Origin of the sequence: Erythrobacter sp. 3-20A1M, assembly GCF_018636735.1 — a bacterium.
Taxonomy (GTDB): Bacteria; Pseudomonadota; Alphaproteobacteria; order Sphingomonadales; family Sphingomonadaceae; genus Alteriqipengyuania.
The window spans coordinates 549,149-569,684 of the sequence record NZ_CP045200.1 but is presented as its reverse complement, the minus strand read 5'-3'; the positions used below and the strand labels follow the sequence as shown (position 1 = coordinate 569,684).

Annotated in this window: 19 protein-coding genes and 2 tRNA genes; 13 read left to right on the top strand and 8 right to left on the bottom strand. The window is 64.5% G+C overall.

Annotated elements, in window-relative coordinates; genetic code table 11:
* Positions 1 to 2 precede the first annotated feature (2 nt).
* Genes lysA through argH form a run of 3 tightly spaced genes read right to left on the bottom strand, consistent with a single transcriptional unit; the run spans position 3 to position 2,889 of the window.
* The gene (gene lysA, locus F7D01_RS02760) at positions 3 to 1,265 is read right to left on the bottom strand and encodes a diaminopimelate decarboxylase (RefSeq protein ID WP_215228734.1); all 1,263 of its coding nucleotides are present in this window, start codon (positions 1,263 to 1,265) and stop codon (positions 3 to 5) included.
* Positions 1,265 to 1,516, bottom strand: a complete 252-nt coding sequence (locus tag F7D01_RS02755) for a hypothetical protein (protein ID WP_251567006.1) — start codon at positions 1,514 to 1,516, stop codon at positions 1,265 to 1,267. The genes lysA and F7D01_RS02755 overlap by 1 nt, the downstream gene beginning before the upstream one ends.
* The gene (gene argH, locus F7D01_RS02750) at positions 1,513 to 2,889 is read right to left on the bottom strand and encodes an argininosuccinate lyase (RefSeq protein ID WP_215229630.1); all 1,377 of its coding nucleotides are present in this window, start codon (positions 2,887 to 2,889) and stop codon (positions 1,513 to 1,515) included. Before argH ends, F7D01_RS02755 begins: the two co-directional genes overlap by 4 nt.
* 169 nt (positions 2,890 to 3,058) lie before the next feature.
* Between argH and F7D01_RS02745 the strand changes: the two genes are divergently transcribed.
* Entirely contained in the window at positions 3,059 to 3,475 is a 417-nt protein-coding gene (locus tag F7D01_RS02745) for a TlpA family protein disulfide reductase (RefSeq protein ID WP_371819671.1), read from the top strand.
* Between the two features lie 48 nt (positions 3,476 to 3,523).
* Here F7D01_RS02745 and F7D01_RS02740 read toward each other — a convergent pair.
* Positions 3,524 to 3,599 (bottom strand) — tRNA-Val (locus F7D01_RS02740).
* Between the two features lie 584 nt (positions 3,600 to 4,183).
* Between F7D01_RS02740 and F7D01_RS02735 the strand changes: the two genes are divergently transcribed.
* A complete protein-coding gene (locus tag F7D01_RS02735; protein WP_215228732.1) occupies positions 4,184 to 5,164 on the top strand; it encodes an asparaginase in 981 nt (326 codons plus the stop codon).
* Positions 5,165 to 5,173: 9 nt separating this feature from the next.
* Here the strand turns inward: F7D01_RS02735 and F7D01_RS02730 are convergent, their stop codons facing one another.
* Complete coding sequence (locus F7D01_RS02730; RefSeq protein ID WP_215228731.1) at positions 5,174 to 6,280, bottom strand: zinc-binding dehydrogenase; 1,107 nt, start codon at positions 6,278 to 6,280, stop codon at positions 5,174 to 5,176.
* A gap of 88 nt (positions 6,281 to 6,368) precedes the next feature.
* Here F7D01_RS02730 and F7D01_RS02725 point away from each other — a divergent pair, with 88 nt between their 5' ends.
* From F7D01_RS02725 to pnp, 5 genes are all read left to right on the top strand, one after another.
* Positions 6,369 to 6,950, top strand: a complete 582-nt coding sequence (locus F7D01_RS02725; RefSeq protein WP_215228730.1) for a thymidine kinase — start codon at positions 6,369 to 6,371, stop codon at positions 6,948 to 6,950.
* A 44-nt stretch (positions 6,951 to 6,994) separates the two neighbouring features.
* Entirely contained in the window at positions 6,995 to 7,678 is a 684-nt protein-coding gene (locus F7D01_RS02720; RefSeq protein ID WP_215228729.1) for a site-2 protease family protein, read from the top strand.
* Position 7,679: 1 nt separating this feature from the next.
* Positions 7,680 to 8,660: a tRNA pseudouridine(55) synthase TruB gene (gene truB, locus F7D01_RS02715; protein WP_215229629.1), complete on the top strand. Its 981-nt coding sequence runs from the start codon at positions 7,680 to 7,682 to the stop codon at positions 8,658 to 8,660.
* A 5-nt stretch (positions 8,661 to 8,665) separates the two neighbouring features.
* Positions 8,666 to 8,935, top strand: coding sequence for a 30S ribosomal protein S15 (gene rpsO / locus F7D01_RS02710; RefSeq protein WP_215228728.1), 270 nt, complete (start codon positions 8,666 to 8,668; stop codon positions 8,933 to 8,935).
* 174 nt (positions 8,936 to 9,109) lie between these two features.
* A complete protein-coding gene (gene pnp / locus F7D01_RS02705) occupies positions 9,110 to 11,398 on the top strand; it encodes a polyribonucleotide nucleotidyltransferase (RefSeq protein ID WP_215228727.1) in 2,289 nt (762 codons plus the stop codon).
* 79 nt (positions 11,399 to 11,477) lie between these two features.
* On the opposite strand, the gene F7D01_RS02700 is transcribed toward pnp, so the two are convergent.
* Together F7D01_RS02700 and F7D01_RS02695 are read right to left on the bottom strand one after the other, a co-directional pair.
* Positions 11,478 to 12,002, bottom strand: a complete 525-nt coding sequence (locus tag F7D01_RS02700; RefSeq protein ID WP_215228726.1) for a DUF1993 family protein — start codon at positions 12,000 to 12,002, stop codon at positions 11,478 to 11,480.
* 88 nt (positions 12,003 to 12,090) lie between these two features.
* Entirely contained in the window at positions 12,091 to 12,762 is a 672-nt protein-coding gene (locus F7D01_RS02695) for a GcrA family cell cycle regulator (protein WP_215228725.1), read from the bottom strand.
* A gap of 103 nt (positions 12,763 to 12,865) precedes the next feature.
* Between F7D01_RS02695 and F7D01_RS02690 the strand changes: the two genes are divergently transcribed.
* Positions 12,866 to 13,750 (top strand): ABC transporter permease, encoded by an 885-nt coding sequence (locus tag F7D01_RS02690; protein WP_215228724.1) that lies wholly within the window; start codon positions 12,866 to 12,868, stop codon positions 13,748 to 13,750.
* A gap of 19 nt (positions 13,751 to 13,769) precedes the next feature.
* Here the strand turns inward: F7D01_RS02690 and hspQ are convergent, their stop codons facing one another.
* Positions 13,770 to 14,120, bottom strand: a complete 351-nt coding sequence (gene hspQ, locus F7D01_RS02685) for a heat shock protein HspQ (protein ID WP_215228723.1) — start codon at positions 14,118 to 14,120, stop codon at positions 13,770 to 13,772.
* A gap of 201 nt (positions 14,121 to 14,321) precedes the next feature.
* Between hspQ and F7D01_RS02680 the strand changes: the two genes are divergently transcribed.
* The 5 genes from F7D01_RS02680 (at position 14,322) to F7D01_RS02660 (ending at position 20,345) form a co-directional block, all read left to right on the top strand.
* Positions 14,322 to 14,411 (top strand) — tRNA-Ser (locus F7D01_RS02680).
* A gap of 68 nt (positions 14,412 to 14,479) precedes the next feature.
* Positions 14,480 to 14,737, top strand: coding sequence for a hypothetical protein (locus tag F7D01_RS02675; RefSeq protein ID WP_215228722.1), 258 nt, complete (start codon positions 14,480 to 14,482; stop codon positions 14,735 to 14,737).
* 52 nt (positions 14,738 to 14,789) lie between these two features.
* Positions 14,790 to 15,881 carry an efflux RND transporter periplasmic adaptor subunit gene (locus F7D01_RS02670; protein ID WP_215228721.1) on the top strand — a complete coding sequence of 364 codons (1,092 nt, stop codon included), beginning with the start codon at positions 14,790 to 14,792 and terminating at the stop codon, positions 15,879 to 15,881.
* A 13-nt stretch (positions 15,882 to 15,894) separates the two neighbouring features.
* Positions 15,895 to 18,987, top strand: a complete 3,093-nt coding sequence (locus F7D01_RS02665; protein WP_251567004.1) for an efflux RND transporter permease subunit — start codon at positions 15,895 to 15,897, stop codon at positions 18,985 to 18,987.
* Positions 18,984 to 20,345, top strand: coding sequence for an efflux transporter outer membrane subunit (locus F7D01_RS02660; protein WP_215228719.1), 1,362 nt, complete (start codon positions 18,984 to 18,986; stop codon positions 20,343 to 20,345). The genes F7D01_RS02665 and F7D01_RS02660 overlap by 4 nt, the downstream gene beginning before the upstream one ends.
* The last annotated feature ends 191 nt before the right edge of the window (positions 20,346 to 20,536 follow it).

Below are 20,536 nucleotides of genomic sequence, written 5' to 3'. Positions count from 1 at the left end.
CATCAGGCGAGCCAGTCGGGCACGCGTTCGGCCTCCATGATCGCCGCGGCATCGATCCGGTCCGCGACGACGGCATAGCGTTCGCCATCGACCAGCACCTCGGGCACGAAACCGCGCGAATTGTACGAACTCGCCATGGACGCCCCATAGGCCCCGGCGGTGCGAAACACCCCGAGATCGCCGGCGACCAGCGCGTCGCAGTCGCGGTCGGTGGCGAAGGTGTCGCCGGTCTCGCAAATAGGCCCGACGATATTGGCGGTCATCCGCTCGCCGCTCGGCGTCACGGCGTCGAAGTCGTGCCAGGCACCGTACATGGCCGGGCGGGCGAGGTCGTTCATCGCGGCATCGACGATCAGGAAGGGCGCGCCGTTGCCGCCCCGCTTCACCCTGATGACCCGGGTCAGCAACACCCCCGCATTGCCGGCGATCAGACGACCGGGTTCGAACGTCAGGCGAACGTCCCACCCCTTCGTGGCGCGCGCGACCATCGCGCCGTACTCGGCAGGGGAGGGGAGCACTTCGCCCTTGCGATAAGGTACGCCGAGCCCGCCGCCCAGATCGACATGCGTGATCCGGTGGCCGGCTTCGCGCAAGTCGCTGACGAGGGATTCAACCTTGGCGAACGCGGCTTCGAGCGGGGCGAGATCGGCTATCTGGCTGCCGATATGGATCGCCACGCCGCGCAGGTTCAGCCCGTCGAATGCGGCCAGCTCGGCAAAGATTTCGCGCGCTAGGATCAGCGGTACGCCGAACTTGTTCTCTGCCTTGCCGGTCGAGATTTTCTCATGCGTTTTCGCATCGACATCGGGGTTGATGCGCAGGCAGGCAGGCGCGGCGATCCCGCGTGCTGCGGCGATCGCCGCCAGTTCCCGGCCTTCCTCGACCGATTCGATGTTGAACTGGCCGATCCGCTCGTCGAGCCCCAGCTCGAGTTCGGTGCGCGTCTTGCCCACGCCGGAGAACACGATCTTGTCGGGCGCGATTCCGGCGGCCAGCGCGCGGCGCATCTCGCCGCCGGAGACCACGTCGGCACCGAAGCCCTGCTTCTGCAAGACCTTCAGCACGGCAAGGTTCGGGTTCGCCTTTACCGCGAAGGCGATCAGCGAGTCGGCAAGCTGGTCCAGCGCAGCGCGAAACTCGCGCGCATGGCGCTCCAGCGTGGCGCGCGAATAGACGTAGACGGGCGTGCCGACTTCTTCCGCAATCCGCGGCAGAGGCACATCTTCGGCGTGCAGCACGCCGTCGCGTAGTGAGAAATGGTCCATTATTCGGGCGGCAGATCGAAAGGATCGTCTTCGCGCTCTTCCGAGCGCGTGCGCAGTTCCACCGCCCGCTGGGGTGCGGCGACCGGCGGCAGTTCCAACAGTTCCGCCGGTTCCGGCTTCACCACGGCACCATAGGGCGCAAGGGGCAGATCGTGCCCGGCCAGCGGGCGCAGGTCTGTCTGCTGGGCACAGGCGCAAAGCGCCAGCGCGGTGGGTGCCAAAGCAACGGTAGCGGCGGGACGTCGCATCATTCCTCCATGCCGAGCGCAGCGCGCGCCTCGGCGACGCGCTGCCTTACCTGATCGGGTGCGGTCCCGCCATAGCTGGCCCGCGCGGCGACAGAGGCATCGACGGTGAGGTGGTCGAATACCCGCTCGTCGATCCGCGTGTCGATCGCCTGTAGGTCCGCCAGTGGTATCGCGTCGAGCGCTATGCTGCGCTCTTCGGCGAGCCTGACCGCCGCCCCGGTGATATGATGCGCCTCGCGGAAGGGAATGTTTGCCTCGCGCACCAGCCAGTCCGCAAGATCGGTCGCGGTCGCGAAGCCGAGTTCCGCCGCCGCGCGCATTCGCTTGGTCTGGAAGGTGCATCCACGGACCATGCCGGTCATCGCGGCCAGAGACAGGTCGAGCAGGTTCGCCGCCTCCAGCACCGGTGGCTTGTCGTCCTGCATATCCTTCGAATAGGCGAGCGGGAGGCCCTTCATCGTCACCATCAATGCCGTCGCGCAGCCGACGATGCGCCCCGCATGGCCGCGCACGAGCTCGGCCGCGTCGGGGTTCTTCTTCTGCGGCATGATCGAGCTGCCGGTCGACAGGGCATCGGGCATCCGCGCGAAACCGAAGGGCTGGCTGGCCCACACGATCATCTCCTCGGCCAAACGAGACAGGTGAAGCGAGCACTGGGCCGCCGCCATGAGGTAGTCGAGCGCGAAGTCCCGATCGGACACGGTGTCGAGGCTGTTGGCCGTGGGCCGGGAAAAACCGAGCTCCGTAGCGGTGAAATCCCGGTCGATGTCGAAGCCCGTTCCGGCGAGTGCCGCCGCGCCCAGAGGGCATTCGGCAAGCCGTTCCTGCGCCGCCGCGAACCGGGCAACGTCGCGCCGCGTCATCTCGTAATAGGCCATCAGATGATGACCCAACGTCACGGGCTGCGCGGTCTGCAGATGGGTAAAACCGGGCATGACGCTATCGGCATGCTCGCCCGCGCGGGTGACGAGCGCTTGTTGCAGCGCGTCCAATCCCGCCAGCGCGCGTTCGTTGGCGGCGCGAACCCACAGGCGGAAATCGGTCGCGACCTGATCGTTGCGGCTGCGGGCGGTATGCAGCCTGCCAGCAGCCGGACCGATCAGTTCGGTCAGGCGGCTTTCGACCGTCATGTGGATGTCTTCGAGATCCCAGTCTTCAGGTACGCCATCGCGTTCGAATTCGCTCGCTATCGTGTCGAGCCCCTGCGTGATCGCATTGGAATCGTCCGACGTTACGATCCCCTGACGTGCGAGCATCGCGACATGGACCTTCGACGCACGGATATCCTCGCGCCACAGCGCCTTGTCGAAAGGAATAGAGGCGTTGATTTCGCGCATGATCGCGCTAGGCCCTTCGGCGAACCTGCCGCCCCACATCGCATTGGAGGCCGAATTGTCCCGCTTCTCGTCCATCGCCGCCTTGTCTTTGTTGCTGCTCGCCGGCTGCGATAGGCAGACTTCCGACGGCCCGCAACAAACCGAGACTACTGCGGCGCAAAAGACCTCCACTAAGGCCGAAATCGATCGCAGCCATGCGGGCGATCTCATGCCGACGCAGAATGTCACCGATCCCTCCGGCAACGCGCTCAATCTGGGGGCACTGCAGGGTACGCCGGTGCTCCTCAATCTGTGGGCGACATGGTGCGCCCCTTGCATCGAGGAGATGCCGCAGCTCGACGAACTCGCAGCCGAGCTCGGCGGCAAGGTGAGGGTGGTTACCGTCAGCCAGGATCTGGAAGGGGCCGAAAAGGTCGAGCCGTTCTTCGCCAAGAACGATTTCGCCAATCTTCAACCCTGGCTCGATCCCGACAACCGCCTCGGCTTCGCCTACGGGGCGAACCTGCCGATCACCGTGCTCTACGATGCGAGCGGTCGCGAGGTGTGGCGCGTGGCAGGCGGCTATGACTGGTCGTCGCCCGAAGCGCGCGGGGCGATCGACGAGGGTATCGCGCCAAAGGGGTGAGCAAAGTCCACCCTTCGCTTTTCCAAGCATATGTCGTGTTGGGGAGCCTGGTGGGCGGTGACGGGTTCGAACCGCCGACCCTCTCGGTGTAAACGAGATGCTCTACCAGCTGAGCTAACCGCCCGGAGCGCGACACGCCCATAGCGCCGAAAGCCGAATGGTCAATCATGAGATTGAATTCGCTAATGAGAATTATTTGCAAATAGTGGCGGCCGTGGCACGGTCTCCCTGTCCGATTCGCCGAGGGAGCTGCCGTTACCATGTACCAGTATGTCGATCGCCCGCTTGCTGTCCTCGATCGCCGCGAGCGGCTCCTCTTGCTGGCCATGCGGGACTGGGTCTTCGCCGCGAAGAGGGGGCGCTGCCCGGTCGAGGCGGTATCGCTACGCTTCGTGTCGCACCGCGTGGTCGGCGGGATCGAGCCGTTCCATGCGACGATGGCGATCATCGCCCGGCATGGGCGGGAACGGTTGGTGCTCTCGTGTCCGTGCACACCATGCATCGGGGAAGGGGAAGCCATTCTGCTCGTCGCGCTGACCGGTTCTTCCGGAGCCTTCAGGAACGCGCGTTCGATCGATCATCTGATCGCGCCTGCACATGCGGATGCGCTGACCGCCTCGATCACGCAGCTCGACACTGCCCTTTTGTTAGGGGGATGTGCTGACGCGCCCATTGCGCCGCGCCTTTGCGTCCCCCAAACGGGCGGGCATGACGCAGGCAAGAATTCATGTCCTCGCCACCGGCGGTACCATTGCCGGTCGCGCCGGCTCCCCCGTGCGGCGCGACTATCGCCCTGGGCAGATCGGTATCCAGGATTTCATCGCGCGGATCGAAAGCTTCGGCCTCGATGCCAGACTGACCGGACGCCAGATCGCCAATATCGGGTCCGAAGACATCGATATGACGGTGTGGCGGGAACTGCACGCGATCGCGCTGGCGGCGATCGAGAACCCCGAGTGCGACGGGATCGTCATCACCCACGGAACGGATACGGCGGAGGAAACCGCGTTGCTGCTCGACCAGACGCTGCCGACGCACAAGCCGGTGGTGCTGGTCGGCGCGATGCGGCCCGCCGATGCGGTGGGGAGCGACGGTATGCGCAATTTTGCCAACGCGGTGGTTGTAGCGCGCGACCGGGAGGCGGCCGGGCGCGGGGTCCTGGTGGTGATGGGCGATCTGGTTCACGCAGCGCGCGACGTGCGCAAGGCCGTGACCACCGGAACGAACGCCTTCCGCAGCTTTCCGCGCGGCCCGATCGCGGCGGTCACGCCGACGTCGCTCGAATGGTTCGCCGAACCGTGGCGGCCTGCGCAGGAAGCGCGCTATCCCTTGCCGGATGAACTGCCCCCGGTTGCGATCGTCCATGCGTGCGCAGCGGCCGATGTCGAACTCGTCGCGCTGCTCGTCCGCCACGGGACGAGGGGCATCGTTCTGGCCGGAATGGGGGAGGGCAACGCGTCGCGCCGTTTGCGCGATGCGCTGGCCGATGCGGTCCGCGCTGGCGTGCCGGTGGTCCGCTCGAGCCGGGTGGACGAAGGGTTGGTCGATCGCGAACCGGAGGACGACAGCGCCGGTTTCGTCGCCGCACGCGCCCTTGGCCCGGCGAAAGCGCGCATCCTGTTGCAATTGCTGCTGGCAAACGGGATCACCGATCCCGCCGCCATTCAGGCCGCTTTTCAGCGCCGCTAGGCGCCTCGGTCAGGGCGTGACGAGATATTTCTCGCCCGTCCGCATCGCAGAATACTGCATTACTGCGTCCTTCTCCAGCATCTCTTCCAGCGTAACCTTGCGGGTATAGTTGCTGGCGAATGTGGTCGTCAGTTCGTCGATCACGCGCTGGCGCATCCGCATGACGGTTTCCATGCCCGCCTGCTGGAGGAAGGGCGTCAGCAGCCAGCCGCCCAAGGTCCAGCCGAAGCCGTAACTGGGCGTCAGGATCGTCGGCCCTAGGTCGAGGCGACCGTAGATATACATCTTCTTGGGCTGGTTCGATCCGTAGCGGTTGTATTCGCTCATCTTACCGACTGCGACCTGCTCCATCGCCTTGAAACAGTGGTCGACCGTCTTGCCTCCGCCGATCGGATCGAAACCGAAATAGGCGTCGGTCGCGTCGATGGCGCCGCGCAGCTGCGCCATGAAATCGTCGTCGCTCGAATTCACGACGTGCTCCGCACCTTGCCCTCTCAGCAGCTCGACCTGCTCCTGCTTGCGGACGATATTGACCAGCGCCATCCCGTCGGCACGGCAGATACGGCCGAGCATCTGCCCGAGATTGGAGGCCGCCGCGGCGTGGATTATCGCGTCCTGCCCTTCGGCCTTAGCGGTCTCGACGAAACCGAGCGCTGTCATGGGATTGACGAATGCGCTGGCACCGTCCTGTGCCGAATGGTCGCCCAGTGGCAGGCACATCGTCGCATCGGCGATGGCATATTCGCCGTAGGCGGTGCCGGGTACGCAGGCCACACGCTGTCCGGCGAGAGCCTTCGCCATCTCACCCTCTCCGGTTGCCACGACGGTACCCGCGCCCTCGTTACCCACGGGCAGGCGCTGCCCATGACGACCCTTCGCACCGGAATTGAACGGTTCGGGCATCTTCGCGACGAGCTTGCCCGGCGAGTAGTCTGCATTTTCCAGATCGGCAGGGCCGAGCAGCAGCGCCAGATCGCTGGGATTGATCGGCGCGGCTTCCATCTTCACCAGCACCTGATTGCCGGTCGGGGCCTGCCATTCGCTGTCCGCGAGCTCCACGGTCAGGGTGCCGTCGCTCTCCAGCGTGGTGAAAATCTGCTTTCCGGTCGTGCTCATGCCTGTACCTCGTGGTCGCTGCATTGGATGGGGATGATGTCGTGTGCAGGCGTATCGCGCTGCGCGAGCCGCAGGTAAAGGGTGGGCGATGGCGAAGCTCTATTTCTATTATGCGAGCATGAACGCGGGAAAGTCGACCACGTTGCTGCAGGCCGACTTCAACTATCGCGAGCGCGGCATGGCGACCATGCTGTGGACCGCTGCGCTCGACGACCGGTCGGAAGGGAAGCCCATCGCCAGCCGCATCGGGCTGGAGGCGGAGGCCAATCTCTATCGCCCCGATACCGATCTGTGGGCGGAAATCGGCGCCGCCAACCGCAGCAGGCCGCTCGATTGCGTGCTGGTGGACGAAGCGCAGTTCCTGACCCGCGATCAGGTATGGCAGCTGGCCCGTCTGGCGGACGAAGAGGGCATCCCCGTTCTGTGCTATGGCTTGCGCACCGATTTCCAGGGCGAGCTCTTCCCCGGCTCCGCCGCGCTGCTGGGTATCGCAGACTCCCTGATCGAGCTGAAGGCTGTATGCCATTGCGGTCGCAAGGCGACGATGAACCTGCGGGTCGATGCGGCAGGCGCGGCGGTGCAGGAAGGCGCGCAGACGGAGATTGGCGGCAACGACCGCTACGTGGCGCTGTGTCGACGCCATTTCGTATCCGCCCTGGCGGAGTGCTGACGGGTGCTATGGCAACAAGGCGCGGCTGACCCTATTTCCCCGTTATGACCGATACCCTTTCCCTCGCTGTGGTGCTCGTGCCGGCGTTGATCGTCGCCATCGTATTCCACGAGGTCGCCCATGGCTGGGTGGCGCTCGCGCTCGGCGATCCCACGGCGAAGGAGCAGCGCCGGCTCAGCCTCAATCCTCTGCGCCATGTCGACCCGATCGGCACTTTGCTCGTGCCCGGGTTCCTCGCCGTGGTGGGCGGGCCGATATTCGGCTGGGCGAAGCCGGTGCCGGTGATGAAGAACCGGCTCGACAATCCGCGCTACGGGATGATGGCGGTTGCGGCGGCGGGACCGGGAACGAATCTGCTGCTCGCCGCGATCGGTGCGGTGGTTCTCGGCCTTGTCACCCACGGCATGACCGCGCAGGAAATGGCCGCGCCGGACATGCTCGTGCAGGGCCTGTTCTATTTCCTTCTGATCAATATCTTCCTCGCCTTCTTCAACCTGCTGCCGATCCCGCCGTTCGACGGCTCGCATATTCTGGAAGGACTGCTGCCGCCGCGTTGGGCGCGCGCCTATGAGCGGCTGCGCCCGATCGGCATGCTGCTATTCGTCGGCCTCATCGCGCTCACATGGTTCCTGCCCGGTCTGGGATTGATCGAGAACACGGTGGGGCCGCCGGTCGATTGGGCGATGCGCAAATACCTTGCGCTGGCCGACGCGGTCGCAGGGGGCTGATATCCCGCACGGCTGGATCATTCTCGACAAACCCCGTGGCCTCGGTTCGACGCAGGCAGTTGCCGCGGTCAAGCGCAACCTGCGACAGGGTGGCTATGCGAAGACTAAGGTAGGCCATGGTGGCACGCTCGACCCGCTGGCCGAAGGCGTGCTGCCGATCGCGCTGGGAGAAGCGACCAAACTTGCCGGGCGGATGCTCGATGCTAGCAAGATCTACGAGTTCACGATCCAGTTCGGCGAGGAAACCGACACCCTAGATACCGAGGGGGAGGTAATCGCACGTTCGACCCGCCGGCCCCCGATGGAGGCGGTCGCGGCCGTGCTCGACGCGTTCGTCGGCGAAATCGAGCAGGTGCCACCGGCCTATTCGGCCGTGAAGATCGACGGCAAGCGTGCCTATGACCGCGCGCGCGCGGGCGAGGAAGTTGCGATGAAGACGCGGCGGGTCACGATTCATGATCTGGGCTTGGCTGGCGGCTATGCGGGAGAGGACAATCCCTCGCAGCTTGCTACCGGCTTCGCCCAGCCCGACCCATACAATCCAGCGCCGCCGCTCGTTTCGGTCGACGCGGTCACGCTGACAGCGCATGTTTCCAAGGGAACCTACATCCGATCGCTGGCACGGGATATCGCGCGCGCCCTTGGCACCGTGGGACACGTCACCTATCTCAGACGTACGAAGGCCGGGCCATTCCGCGAGGATCAGGCGATTTCGCTGGACAAACTCAACGAAATCGGTAACGGCGCGCCCCTTCAAGACCTCCTCCTGCCGCTCGAGGCGGGGCTGGACGACATCCCGGCTCTCAACCTCACCCCCGATAGTGCGCAGGCGGTCCGCCAGGGCCGGGTCCTTTCGGGAATGCCCCAATCCGACGGGCTCTACCTTGCGAAATCGGGCGATATTCCGGTGGCGCTGGTGGAAATTGCCGGAGGCGACGCGAAAGTCGTCCGGGGTTTCAACATGCACGATGTCGCGGAGTGAATGAAATGTCGGTAACCGCCGAGAAGAAGCAGGAAATCATCAAGGATAACGCCACGGGCACGAACGATACAGGTTCGCCCGAGGTGCAGGTCGCGATCCTGACCGAGCGTATCCGCAACCTGACCGAACACTTCAAGGATCACCACAAGGATAACCACTCGCGTCGCGGCCTGCTGACCATGGTCAACAAGCGCCGCAGCCTGCTCGCCTATCTCAAGAAGAAGGACGTCGAGCGGTACAACGCGCTGATCCAGAAGCTGGGTCTTCGTAAATAAGAGTTTCTCGAAGGGGCGGCTCCGAGAGCCGCCCCTTCGTCTATCCGGCCCAAGCGCAATTCGGCGCACGGGCTGAAGAATGGGGCAGACAAGGCCCCGCACCGGCCCGGGACGGCTTACCCGGAATATGAGGCCCCGCGAGGCAATGTGGCACGCGGGTCAGAAGGAAAATCAATGTTCGACACGAAGAAAGTAGAACTGGAGTGGGGCGGAAAGACCCTCACTCTGGAAACCGGGCGTATCGCCCGTCAGGCCGACGGCGCCGTGCTGGCGACCTATGGCGAGACCGTGGTGCTGTGCGCCGTGACCGCGGCCAAGAGCGTCAAGGAAGGGCAGGACTTCTTCCCCCTGACCGTTCACTACCAGGAAAAATTCTCCGCTGCGGGCCGTATCCCGGGCGGCTTCTTTAAGCGCGAAGGCCGCGCCACGGAGAAGGAGACGCTGACCTCGCGCCTGATCGACCGCCCCGTGCGGCCGCTCTTCCCGGAAGGCTTCTACAACGAGATCAACGTGATCTGCCAGGTCCTCTCCTATGACGGCGAGACCGAGCCCGATATCGTTGCGATGATCGCCGCTTCGGCTGCGCTGACCATTTCGGGCGTGCCGTTCATGGGCCCGATCGGTGCCGCGCGCGTCGGTTTCCGCAATGGCGAGTACGCGCTGAACCCGTCGCTTTCCAGCGCGCTGGACGACGAAGGTCGCCTCGACCTGGTCGTCGCCGCCACGCAGGACGCGGTGATGATGGTCGAATCCGAAGCCAAGGAGCTGACCGAAGAGGAAATGCTCGGCGCGGTGATGTTCGCGCACGAGGAAAGCCGCAAGGTCATCGGCGCGATCATCGATCTGGCCGAGCAGGCCGCGAAGGATCCTTGGGAAGTCGCCACCAGTGACGGCAACGAGGACATGAAGTCCTCGATCAAGGCGATGATCGGCGACGACATCGCGAAGGCTTACAAGCTGACCGACAAGTCCGCCCGTTCGGACGCGCTGAACGAAGCGCGCGAGAAGGTGAAGGCGCATTATTCTAGCGAGGAATTCGACGGCCAGCAGCGCATGACCGCGATCAAGCTGACCAAGAAGCTGGAAGCCGAAATCGTGCGCGGTGCCATCCTGAAGGACGGCCAGCGCATCGACGGGCGCAAGCTCGACCAGGTTCGCCCGATCGAGGCGATGGTTGGCCTGCTGCCGCGGACCCACGGTTCGGCGCTGTTCACGCGCGGTGAGACGCAGGCGATCTGCACCACCACGCTGGGCACCAAGGATGCCGAGCAGATGATCGACGGGCTGGAGGGCCTCTCCTATTCGCCCTTCATGCTGCACTACAACTTCCCGCCCTATTCGGTCGGCGAAGTGGGTCGCTTCGGTTTCACCAGCCGCCGCGAAACCGGCCACGGCAAGCTCGCATGGCGCGCGCTGCACCCGGTGCTGCCCGATCACGAGGATTTCCCCTACACCATCCGCATCCTGTCGGACATCACCGAGTCCAATGGCTCTAGCTCGATGGCGACCGTGTGCGGCGGCTGTCTGTCGATGATGGACGCCGGCGTTCCGATCGAGCGTCCGGTTTCCGGCATCGCAATGGGCCTGATCCTCGAAGGCGACGACTTCGCGGTTCTGTCCGATATCCTGGGTGACGAAGATCACCTGGGCGATATGGACTTCAAAGTCGCGGGCTCGGAGAAGGGCATCACCAGCCTCCAGATGGACATCAAGGTCGCCGGCATCACGCAGGAGATCATGAAGACCGCGCTGGAGCAGGCGAAGTCCGGTCGTGCGCACATTCTGGGCGAAATGACCAAGGCGCTCAGCACGTCGCGCACCGGCGTCAGCAAGCACGCTCCGCGTATCGAGACGATGCAGATCGACAAGTCGAAGATCCGCGACGTCATCGGCACGGGCGGCAAGGTGATCCGCGAGATCGTCGCCGAAACAGGTGCGAAGGTCGACATCGATGACGAGGGCGTGATCAAGATCAGCTCCTCCAACGCCGACGAGATCGAAGCCGCCAAGAAGTGGATCGAAGGCATCGTCGAAGAAGCGGAAGTCGGCAAGATCTACACCGGCAAGGTCGTCAATATCGTCGATTTCGGTGCGTTCGTGAACTTCATGGGTGGCAAGGACGGCCTCGTCCACGTGTCCGAAATGAAGAACGAGCGGGTCGAGAAGCCGACCGATGTCGTCTCCGAAGGCCAGGAAGTGAAGGTCAAGGTCCTCGAGATCGACAACCGTGGCAAGGTCCGCTTGTCGATGCGCGTCGTCGATCAGGAAACCGGCGAAGAGCTGGAGGACACCCGTCCCCCGCGCGAGCCGCGTGGTGATCGTGGCGACCGTGGACCGCGTGGCGGTGGCGATCGTCGCCGCGGCGGTGGCCGCGGACGTGGTGGCGACCGTGGCCCTCGTGGCGAAGGCGACGGTTCCAGTGGCGGTGGCGAAGCCCACGTTCCCGACTTCCTGAAGGACTGATTCAGCCTTCAGCCTGAATGAAAACGGCCGCGGAGATTGCTCTCCGCGGCCGTTTTTCTTTGCTGAGGGAGCGCTAGCGTCAGGCGCTCCGTACGCGCATCGCCCCCAGATAATCACGCTTTCCGATCTCGACGCCCTTCATGCGAAGGATGTCGTAAGCTGTCGCGGCGTGGAAATAGAGGTTGGGGGTCGAGAAGCTGAGCAGGAAATCCTGCACTGTGAAGTCGAGGCGGAACTTGTCGCCAATGGAGAACACCATCTCGTTGTCGGCCAGCGCCTCCAATTCGTCTTCACCGATTGCCTCGCATGCCGAGCGCGCATCGAGGATCATCTTCCGCAACTCGTCAATCGAGCCTGGCGGTGGTGTCATTTCCGGCGAGAACCGTCCATGACGCACGCCCTCGATCGCCATTGCGGTATGCGTCCAGCAGCTCTTGAACTGGTAATTCAGGGGCAGCATGTCGTCTATGAGTCGGCTTTGCAGAAGGCTCGTTTCCCCGTCGTTGGCACGCGCGAAATCTTCCGCCTTGTCGAGCAGTCCTTCGACGGCACCGAGCGTCTGGCACCAATTGGGGATGATCGCGGCGTCAAGGGACAGGGCCATAGAGCTACTCCTCTTGTTTCAGGCAAGTGATAGAGAAAGGGCCCGCCGATCGGAACCGGCGAGCCCTGGAAAAAGACCGTGTCGCGCTTCAGCGGACCCGTGGGCCGCCGAAGGGCAGGGGCGGAGGGGGACGGCGCGCACCGCGCGGCAATTGCGCCTGGAACGCCCGCCCACAGTGCTCGACGCAATAGGGGAAACCCGGGTTCACGGGTTCGCCGCAAAAATGGAAATCGGGCTCGCCGGGGTGACCCATCGGCCAGCGGCAGATCTTGTCGTTGAGATCGAGCAGGCTGGTCTTGTCCGCCACTTCCGAAGATGGCTTTGCGGGGACGAGGCGACGCGGCGGGGCGGGCGGAATCGGCGCCTGCTGGTCGCCCGGACCCTGGCGCAAGAAGCCGCCCGGGCCGACCGACACGATCTTCGGCGCGTTTTGCCCCGCATTTGGCATCGGCTGCGATGGCGTCTCCTTCGCGTCGGAGCGAGCGGAAATGGGGGCGGGAGCAGGGGTCGGCGCGGGCGCGGGAGCGGGGGCGGCTTTCGGAGCCGGTTTGGGCGCTGGCGCAGCGGGCGTCGGTTTCTTGGGCGCGGGTTTTTCGTTCGCCTTCACCGGCGATGGGCGCGCCTTCAGCCCCATGCGATGGGCTTTCCCGATCACCGCATTGCGCGATACGCCGCCCAGTTTCTCCGCGATCTGGCTGGCGGTAGCGCCGTCTTCCCACATCTTCTTCAGGGTCGCGGTACGTTCGTCGGTCCAGCTCATGCAAAATCCATAGTCTCGGAGATAAAAAGGTCGGCTCGGTCAACCGATATGGGGTGCGGCACACAACTTGCCAGCCCCGGAACGCTCGCCTAACGCGCGGACCATGGCGGATCAAGCGCAGACAATCGACCCAGCGAGCCTTACCCAAGCCGGGGAAAGTTCGCCGCACCGCTTTCATCCGCAAGGAGAGCCGGTCATCACCGGTATCAACCGGATCGGTTTGTGGAGCCTGTACCTTAAAGAGGTACGCCGTTTCATGAAGGTGCAGACGCAGACGATCTGGGCGCCGGCGGTCACCACCCTGCTGTTTCTGGTGATTTTCAGCCTTGCGCTCGGACCCGCGGACCGGACGGTATTCGGCGTACCGTTCACGAGTTTCCTTGCGCCCGGCCTGATCGTCATGGGCATGATGCAGAACGCGTTCGCCAATTCCGGGTTCAGCCTGCTTTCCGGCAAGATTCAGGGAACGATCATCGACGTCCTGATGCCGCCGCTCTCTACCGGGGAATTGATGACCGGCATTCTGGGCGCGGCGGTGACCCGCTCGGTCATGGTCGGCTGCGCGGTGGCTCTCGCAGTAATTCTATGGCCCGGCGTTTCGCTGACGGTGGCGGCCCCGTGGGCCATCGTCTGGTTCGGCTTGATGGGCGCGCTGATGCTCGCGCTGCTCGGCTTGGTAACCTCGATCTGGGCGGAAAAGTTCGATCACAATGCCGCCGTGACGAACTTCGTGATCGCGCCGCTCAGCTTGCTGTCAGGCACGTTCTACACGATCGACAATCTCCACGGTGCATTTCAGGCGATCAGCCGCGTCAACCCGTTCTTCTATACCATCTCCGGGTTTCGGTACGGCTTTCTGGGTGAGAGCGACATCGGGGCGGGTGCTGGCGCCGTGTGGCAGGCCGCTTTGGGCCTGGGTGTGCTGAACGCGATCTTCTGCTGGCTGGTCTATCGCCTGCTAAAATCGGGCTGGAAGCTGAAGGACTGAGGCTGCAAGCGCGCTATAATCAGTGTGTCAGGGAGCGATGCATGCGATAACGGCCATCGCTGAACGCTTCGAACAGCTGGGGCACGTCCGGGTGGTCGATCGGCCCGTGCTCGGCATCACCGATGAGGTTTTGCTGGCTCACATAGGCGACGTAGGAACTGTCCTCGTTCTCCGCAAAGATATGGTAGAACGGCTGATCGCGCCGCGGTCGCATGGTTTCGGGAATGGATTCGTACCACTCCTCGCTGTTGGCGAAGACCGGGTCGATATCGAAGATAACCCCACGGAAATCGAACATGCGGTGGCGGACGACTTCGCCGATACCGAAGCGTGCCTCGGCCAGACGTGGCATGGTGATTTCTTGCGCCATGATTTAAATATCAGGGCACATAGGCGGTAAATCAAGCCCCGCTTCGCCGTGGGTTGACAGCTTCTGCGACCCTTCCTTTGGCCAAGACGCACCACCCGCTCATTTTCGATCATACGCGGCTTGGCATGGCGCCATTCTTCCGTTAAGCGCGCACCTCCTCGCGAAGGGCGGCATGCGTCGACCGCCGTCCTCACGAATCGCGGAGAGGTGCCGGAGTGGTCGAACGGGGCAGTCTCGAAAACTGTTGAGCCCTTACGGGTTCCGAGGGTTCGAATCCCTCCCTCTCCGCCATTTCCTTTTCCCTACGTTCGCGAGGCGACCGCAAAGGTGCTGGCACAGCGGATCGCGACCGTGCTCGATTGGGCGTATGCATCAGGGTATCGCGACAGCGAAGCACCGATGCGCTCGATCAGCGAGGGATCGCCCCGACAGCCGAAGAGGAAGGTTACTACGCGGGCGATGTGCCCAAGTTCATTCCCAGGCTGCGCGAACGGGAGAGCGACAGCCGCCTGGCGCTGGACTTGGTAATCCTGTCCGCAGCGCGGTCGGGGCAGGTGCGGCACGCAGTGTTCGACGAGTTCGACCTCGAAGCCAAGCTCTGGACCATTCCGCCCTAGGAAAACCGAAAGGCCTTTCGCCAACAAACCTACTCTCATAGACAGGGACAGGATGGGCCTGCTTAATCTCAGAACACTGGCGTTCGGCGGTGTAAGTCTGCTGCTCGTAGCTTGCGTGGCCGAGAAGGAGGAAGGTTCGGCAGAGCAAGTGCCGGTGATTGCGCAAGAGGTGCGCCTTCTGCCCGAAATGTCGCAGGTGGAAGCCATCGGCACGGCCCGCGCGGCAACCTCTGCCGAGCTTTATCCCGAGACCGCGGGTCGCGTAACGCGTGTGCTGTTCAGCGCGGGCGACTACGTGCGGGAAGGCGCGCAACTGCTACAGCTTGACGACCGGGCCGAGCGGCTGGAGGTCGAGGCGGCGCGGGTTTCGGTGCAGGAGGCGAGCCAGCTACTCGGTCGCTATCGCCGGATCGAGGATACCGGCGCAATCTCAGAAAGCCAGATCGAGGCGGGCGAGACTGCGCTGGCCGCTGCGAGAGTAGCCCTGCGGCAGGCGCAGACCGCGCTCGCCGACCGCACCGTGCGCGCGCCGTTTTCCGGCCATGTCGGGCTGACGGAGATCGATGTCGGCGACAGGGTAAACGATTCGACGCCGATCACCCAGATTGATCGCCGCGGCACGCTCTATGTCGATTTTCCCGCGCCCGAAGAGGTCTTCGCCAATCTCAGCCCAGGTGACACGGTCGAGGTAACGCCCTTTTCCGAACCCGGCCGGACGATCGAAGCCCAGGTGATCGCGACCGACAACCGCGTGTCTCAGGAGAGTCGCGATTTCATCGTCCGCACCGCAATTCCCAACGAAGACGATAAGTTGCGACCCGGAATGAGCTTCCGCGTGCAGTTCACCCGCAACGGCACGACCCGGCCGGCAATTCCCGAAGAGGCGATCGTGTGGGGCGGCGAAGGCTCGCACCTGTTCCTAGTCCGCGAGGGCAAGGCCGTGCGCGTGCCGGTCACCATCACCTCGCGGCGCGACGGGCGGGTGTTCGTCGACGGACGGGTGAGCCGCAACGACCGCGTAATCGTGGAAGGTGTTCAAAAGGTCCGCGACGGGCAGGACATTCGGCTCGTCCGCCGAGCGCGACAGCCCGAGCAAAATGTTCGCGTCGAAAACGCGCCAACCCGCGGCAGCGATGGAGACTAGGTCGGATCTGCCCATGCTCGCGGTCAAGCGGCCGCTGCTGATCGGCGTTCTCAACCTCCTGATCGTCATTGCGGGTGTTGCGGCGCTGATGGGTGTGGAGGTGCGCGAGCTTCCCAATGTGGACCGGCCGATCGTTTCGGTCACTGCCACACTGCCCGGTGCCGCGCCCGAGACGATGGATGCAGAGGTCACGAGCATCCTAGAAGACGCCGTGGCGCGGGTTTCGGGCGTGCGCCAGATCAGTTCCTCGAGCGAGGAGAACAATTCTCGCATCCGGGTCGAATTCAACCCCGGCGTCGATCTCGACACCGCGGCGACCGACGTGCGTGAGGCGGTCAGCCGCACCCAGCGTGACCTGCCCGAGCGGGTCGAGCAGGTCACTGTGGTGAAGGCGGACCAGGATGCGCAACCGATCATGACGCTGGCCGTGCTGAGCGATGCCTACGATCAGGCGGAGCTGACCCGGTTGGTCGACAACGACATCATTCCCGAATTGCTGACAGCCGACGGCGTCGCCAGCATCGAGCCGTTCGGCGCGCGGCAGCGGCAGATGCGCGTCGCGGTCGACCCGCTACGGCTCAACCGCTTCAGCCTCACCTTGACCGATGTCGCCGATGCGCTCGAGAACGCGCCGTTCGATGTGCCGGTCGGCTCGTTCCGTTCGGATGCGCAGAACCTGGTCGTGCGCGCCGATGCGAGTGCAACCGAGCCCGACCGAATAGAGAACGTGGTCATCTCGGGCAATGTGCGGGTGGGCGACGTCGCGCAGGCCGATTTCGCGCCTGCCAATGCGACCAACTTCGTGCGGCTGGACGGGCGGCCGATCATCGGGCTGGGGGTGGTGCGGCAGGCCAGTTCGAACACGATTCAGATTTCGGATTCGATCCGGCAGGCGATCGAGCGGGTCAACCGGCGGTTCGACAATGTCGAGGTGGAGGTCGTTTCCGACGACGCGGAGTTCATCCGCATCTCGGTCCGGGAAGTGCTGATCACCCTCGCCTTCACGATCCTTGTGGTCGTGGCGACCATGCTGATCTTCTTCCGCGCGTGGCGACCGACGATGATCCCGAGCACGACGATCCCCGTGGCGCTGGTCGGCGTGATCGCGGGCATCTGGCTTATGGGCTTTTCCATCAACCTGCTCACGCTGCTGGCGCTGGTCCTCGCAACGGGGCTTATCGTCGACGATGCGATCGTGGTGCTGGAAAATTGCCAGCGGTTGCAGAACAAGGGGCTGGGCAAGCGCGCGGCGGCGGTCGTGGGCACGCGGCAGGTGTTCTTTGCGGTCGTCGCGACGACCGCGGTGCTGGTCTCGGTGTTCGTGCCGATCAGCTTCCTGCCGTCCGAAACCGGGCGCCTTTTCCGTGAATTCGGCTTCGTGCTTGCGGTCGCGGTCATCCTGTCCAGCTTCGTCGCACTCTCGCTAGTGCCCGCGCTGGCGGCGAAGTTCGACCTCACCAGTAACGGGGAGGGCGACGGTCGCCTGTCCCGCTTCGGCAGCGCCGTGACCGACCGCTACGACCGCACCTTGAAGCGCGCGCTCGATGCACCGCGAGCTATGGTCATCGGTTCCATCCTGGCCGCGGGGCTGGCCGGGTTTCTCTATAACCAGCTCGATAACGAACTGGTCCCTGACGAGGATCGCGGTGTGATAACTGTCGATGCGACGGGGCCGGACGGCGTCGGACTCGATTTCATGGATCGCGAACTCGACGAAGTGGAGGGGGTGCTCCAGCCCTATCTCGAGAGCGGTGAGATCGAGAGTACCTTCTCGATCGTCGGCCGCTACGATCCCAACCGCGTCCGCGTGACCGCCGAATTGGCAGACTGGGGCGATCGGGATCGCAGCCAGACCGAGATCGTGCAGGACCTCAACGACCCACTTGCCGAGATTCCCGGCTCGCGCACCAATGCCCGCGGACGCGGTACGCTCAGCTTCGGCGGCGGCGGCGACGGGCTGGAGGTCGCGCTGACCGGTGCGGAATATAGCGGCATCTATGAAAGCGCCGATGCCCTCGCGACCGCGATCGACACGCAGTCAGACATTCTATCCAACGCCGAGATTTCCTACCAGCCGACCCAGCCGCAGCTTTCCGTCCGGATCGACCGGCAACGGGCGTCGGACCTCGGCATCGATCTGAACGACCTGTCGCAGACGCTGCGGGCGATGGTCGGTGGGGAGGAACTGGTCGACCTCAACGTCGGCGACCAGGCCGTGCCGATCTTCCTCACTGCGCAGGCGGTTAGCGTGACAAACCCCAACGATCTGCGCAATCTCTACGTGCGTGGATCGGGCGGCGAGACCGGTGGGAACCGGCTAGTGCCGCTCTCGGCAGTGACCACTATCGTGGAGCAGGGGATCGCCGCCGAACTGGACCGCACCGAGCAGCGCCGTGCGATCGAGGTGAATGCCGATATCGAGGCGGGCACGCCCCTGCGTGACGCAGTCGACGAGATCGAGCGGCTGGCGCAAGAGACGGTGGCCGAAGACATCGACATGCTGCTGCAGGGCGACGCCGAGAGTCTGGAGGAAAGCTCCAACGCCCTGCTTCTGACTTATGGCTTCGCGCTCGCGATCGTTTTCCTCGTTCTGGTTGCGCAGTTCGAAAGCCTGACCAGCGCGCTGGTCGTGCTACTGACGGTGCCCTTTGCCTTGGCAGCGGCCGTGTTCGCTTTGTTCCTCTCGGGTGTGTCGCTCAACATCTATTCCCAGATCGGACTGGTGATGCTGATCGGGCTGATGGCGAAGAACGGCGTGCTGATCGTCGAGTTCGCCGATCAGTTGCGCCATCAGGGACGCAGCGTGCGCGAGGCGGTGGAGGAGGCCGCGGCCATCCGCCTGCGCCCGATCGCGATGACGCTAGTCTCTACGGTTATCGGTGCGGTGCCGCTGATCCTTGCGAGCGGTGCGGGCGCTGAAGCGCGGCAGTCGATCGGCTGGGTAATCTTCGGCGGGCTCGGCATCGCGGGCGTCTTCACGCTGTTTCTGACACCGGTGCTCTACCTTGTCATCGCCCGCTTCGGACAGCCGCGCAGCGTCGACCTCGCCAAGCTGCACGATGAGATCGACTCGCTGGATGAGGATATGACGGTGGCGCCCGCATGATCCGTGTCGGCATCTTTGTCGCGGCAGCCGGGGCTTTGTCGGCCTGCGCTTCCCTCGACCCCTATCAGCTCAATCGTCCCGTGACCGCGCCACGTGTCTACGCCGGAGACTTGCCGCCCAGCGGCGTGGCGGCGAACTGGTGGGAGGGGTTCGGCGACCCCGTGCTCGACACGCTGGTGCAGCAGGGACTCGACGCCAATCTCGACATTGCCATCGCGCGCGATCGCCTGCGCGCAGCCGATGCGCTGTTACAAGCGGAGCGGGCGGACCGAATGCCGCGCTTCGATGGAGCGGCCGACGCGACTATCGGCCTGGGCACGAGCGATAGCGACAGTGCGAGCGTGGGCCTGCTCGGCAGTTTCGATCCGGATATTTCGGGGCGTCTCGCAGCGGAGATCCGAGCCGTCGCCGCCGACTATGCGCAAGCCGAATACATCGTCGCCGACCAGCGCAGACTGGTGGCCGCCGCCATCGCCGCGCAGTATATCGAGTACCGCCGCACCGGCGCGCAGCTGGAGCTGCTCGCGCAGTCGACCGACTTGCAAGAGCGGACCTTGCGCATCGTCACGCTGCGGTTCGAGGCTGGGCTTGCGGCCAATCTCGATGTCCGGAGAGCCGCAGCAGACCTCGCGCAAACGCGCGCACGGCGGGGCCTGATCGAGATTGCGAGGGCGGGCGCGGCCAACCGGCTCGCGATCCTGCTGGGCCAGGCAGCAGGGCCGTTCGCTCCGCCCCCCGCTCCGGGCGAGAAGACCATTCCCGACTTTGCCGGTGGGCCTCCCGCGGGCACGCCTGCCGATCTGCTGCGCCGCCGGGCCGATGTGCTTGCCGCCGAAGCGGCGCTGCTGCGGGCCGCCGCCGGCGTCGGAATCGAACAAGCGGACTTGCGCCCCTCGCTGACAATCCCGGCCAGCGTGGCGCTCGGCGATGGCAGCATCGGGGGTATCCTGGACGAGTTCATCGCCAGCGTCGGAGCGGTGCTGGATCTGCCGCTTTTCGATGGTGGCCGTCGACGCGCTGAGGTTGCCGCCGCGGAAGCGGAAGCCGACGCCCGCTTCGGTGAATACCGGCTCACCTTTCTCGAGGCTCTGGGCGAGGTGGAGAACGCTCTGGTCGCGCTCGACGCAAACGGCCAGCGGATCAATGCACTGCGCGAGGCGATCGAGCAAAGCGAAGCCGCGCTCGAACAGTCCGACGCCCTTTACCGCGAAGGTCTAGCGACCTTGTTCGACGTCCTCGATGCGCAACGTCAACTGATCGCCAGCCGCCAATCGCTTATCGACAGCGAGGCTGCGCTTGCGACGGCGTTCGTGTCGTTTCACGCGGCCATCGGCGGGCCGGATGGTCAGCTTCCCTAGGGAAGGATATACGCAACCACCGCCCGCCTTTTTCGTCGAAATCACTGGACGAAGCACTTTGCCCTTCGAGTGACGCAAACAGTGGCGGGACCGCCGGTCACGAGTTCGGTGGGCAACGCTCGGTTGGCACTGGGCTCGAGACGAACAGGGTCGAATATCACAACTGGCGACGACCCGCCGATCGGAGCGGC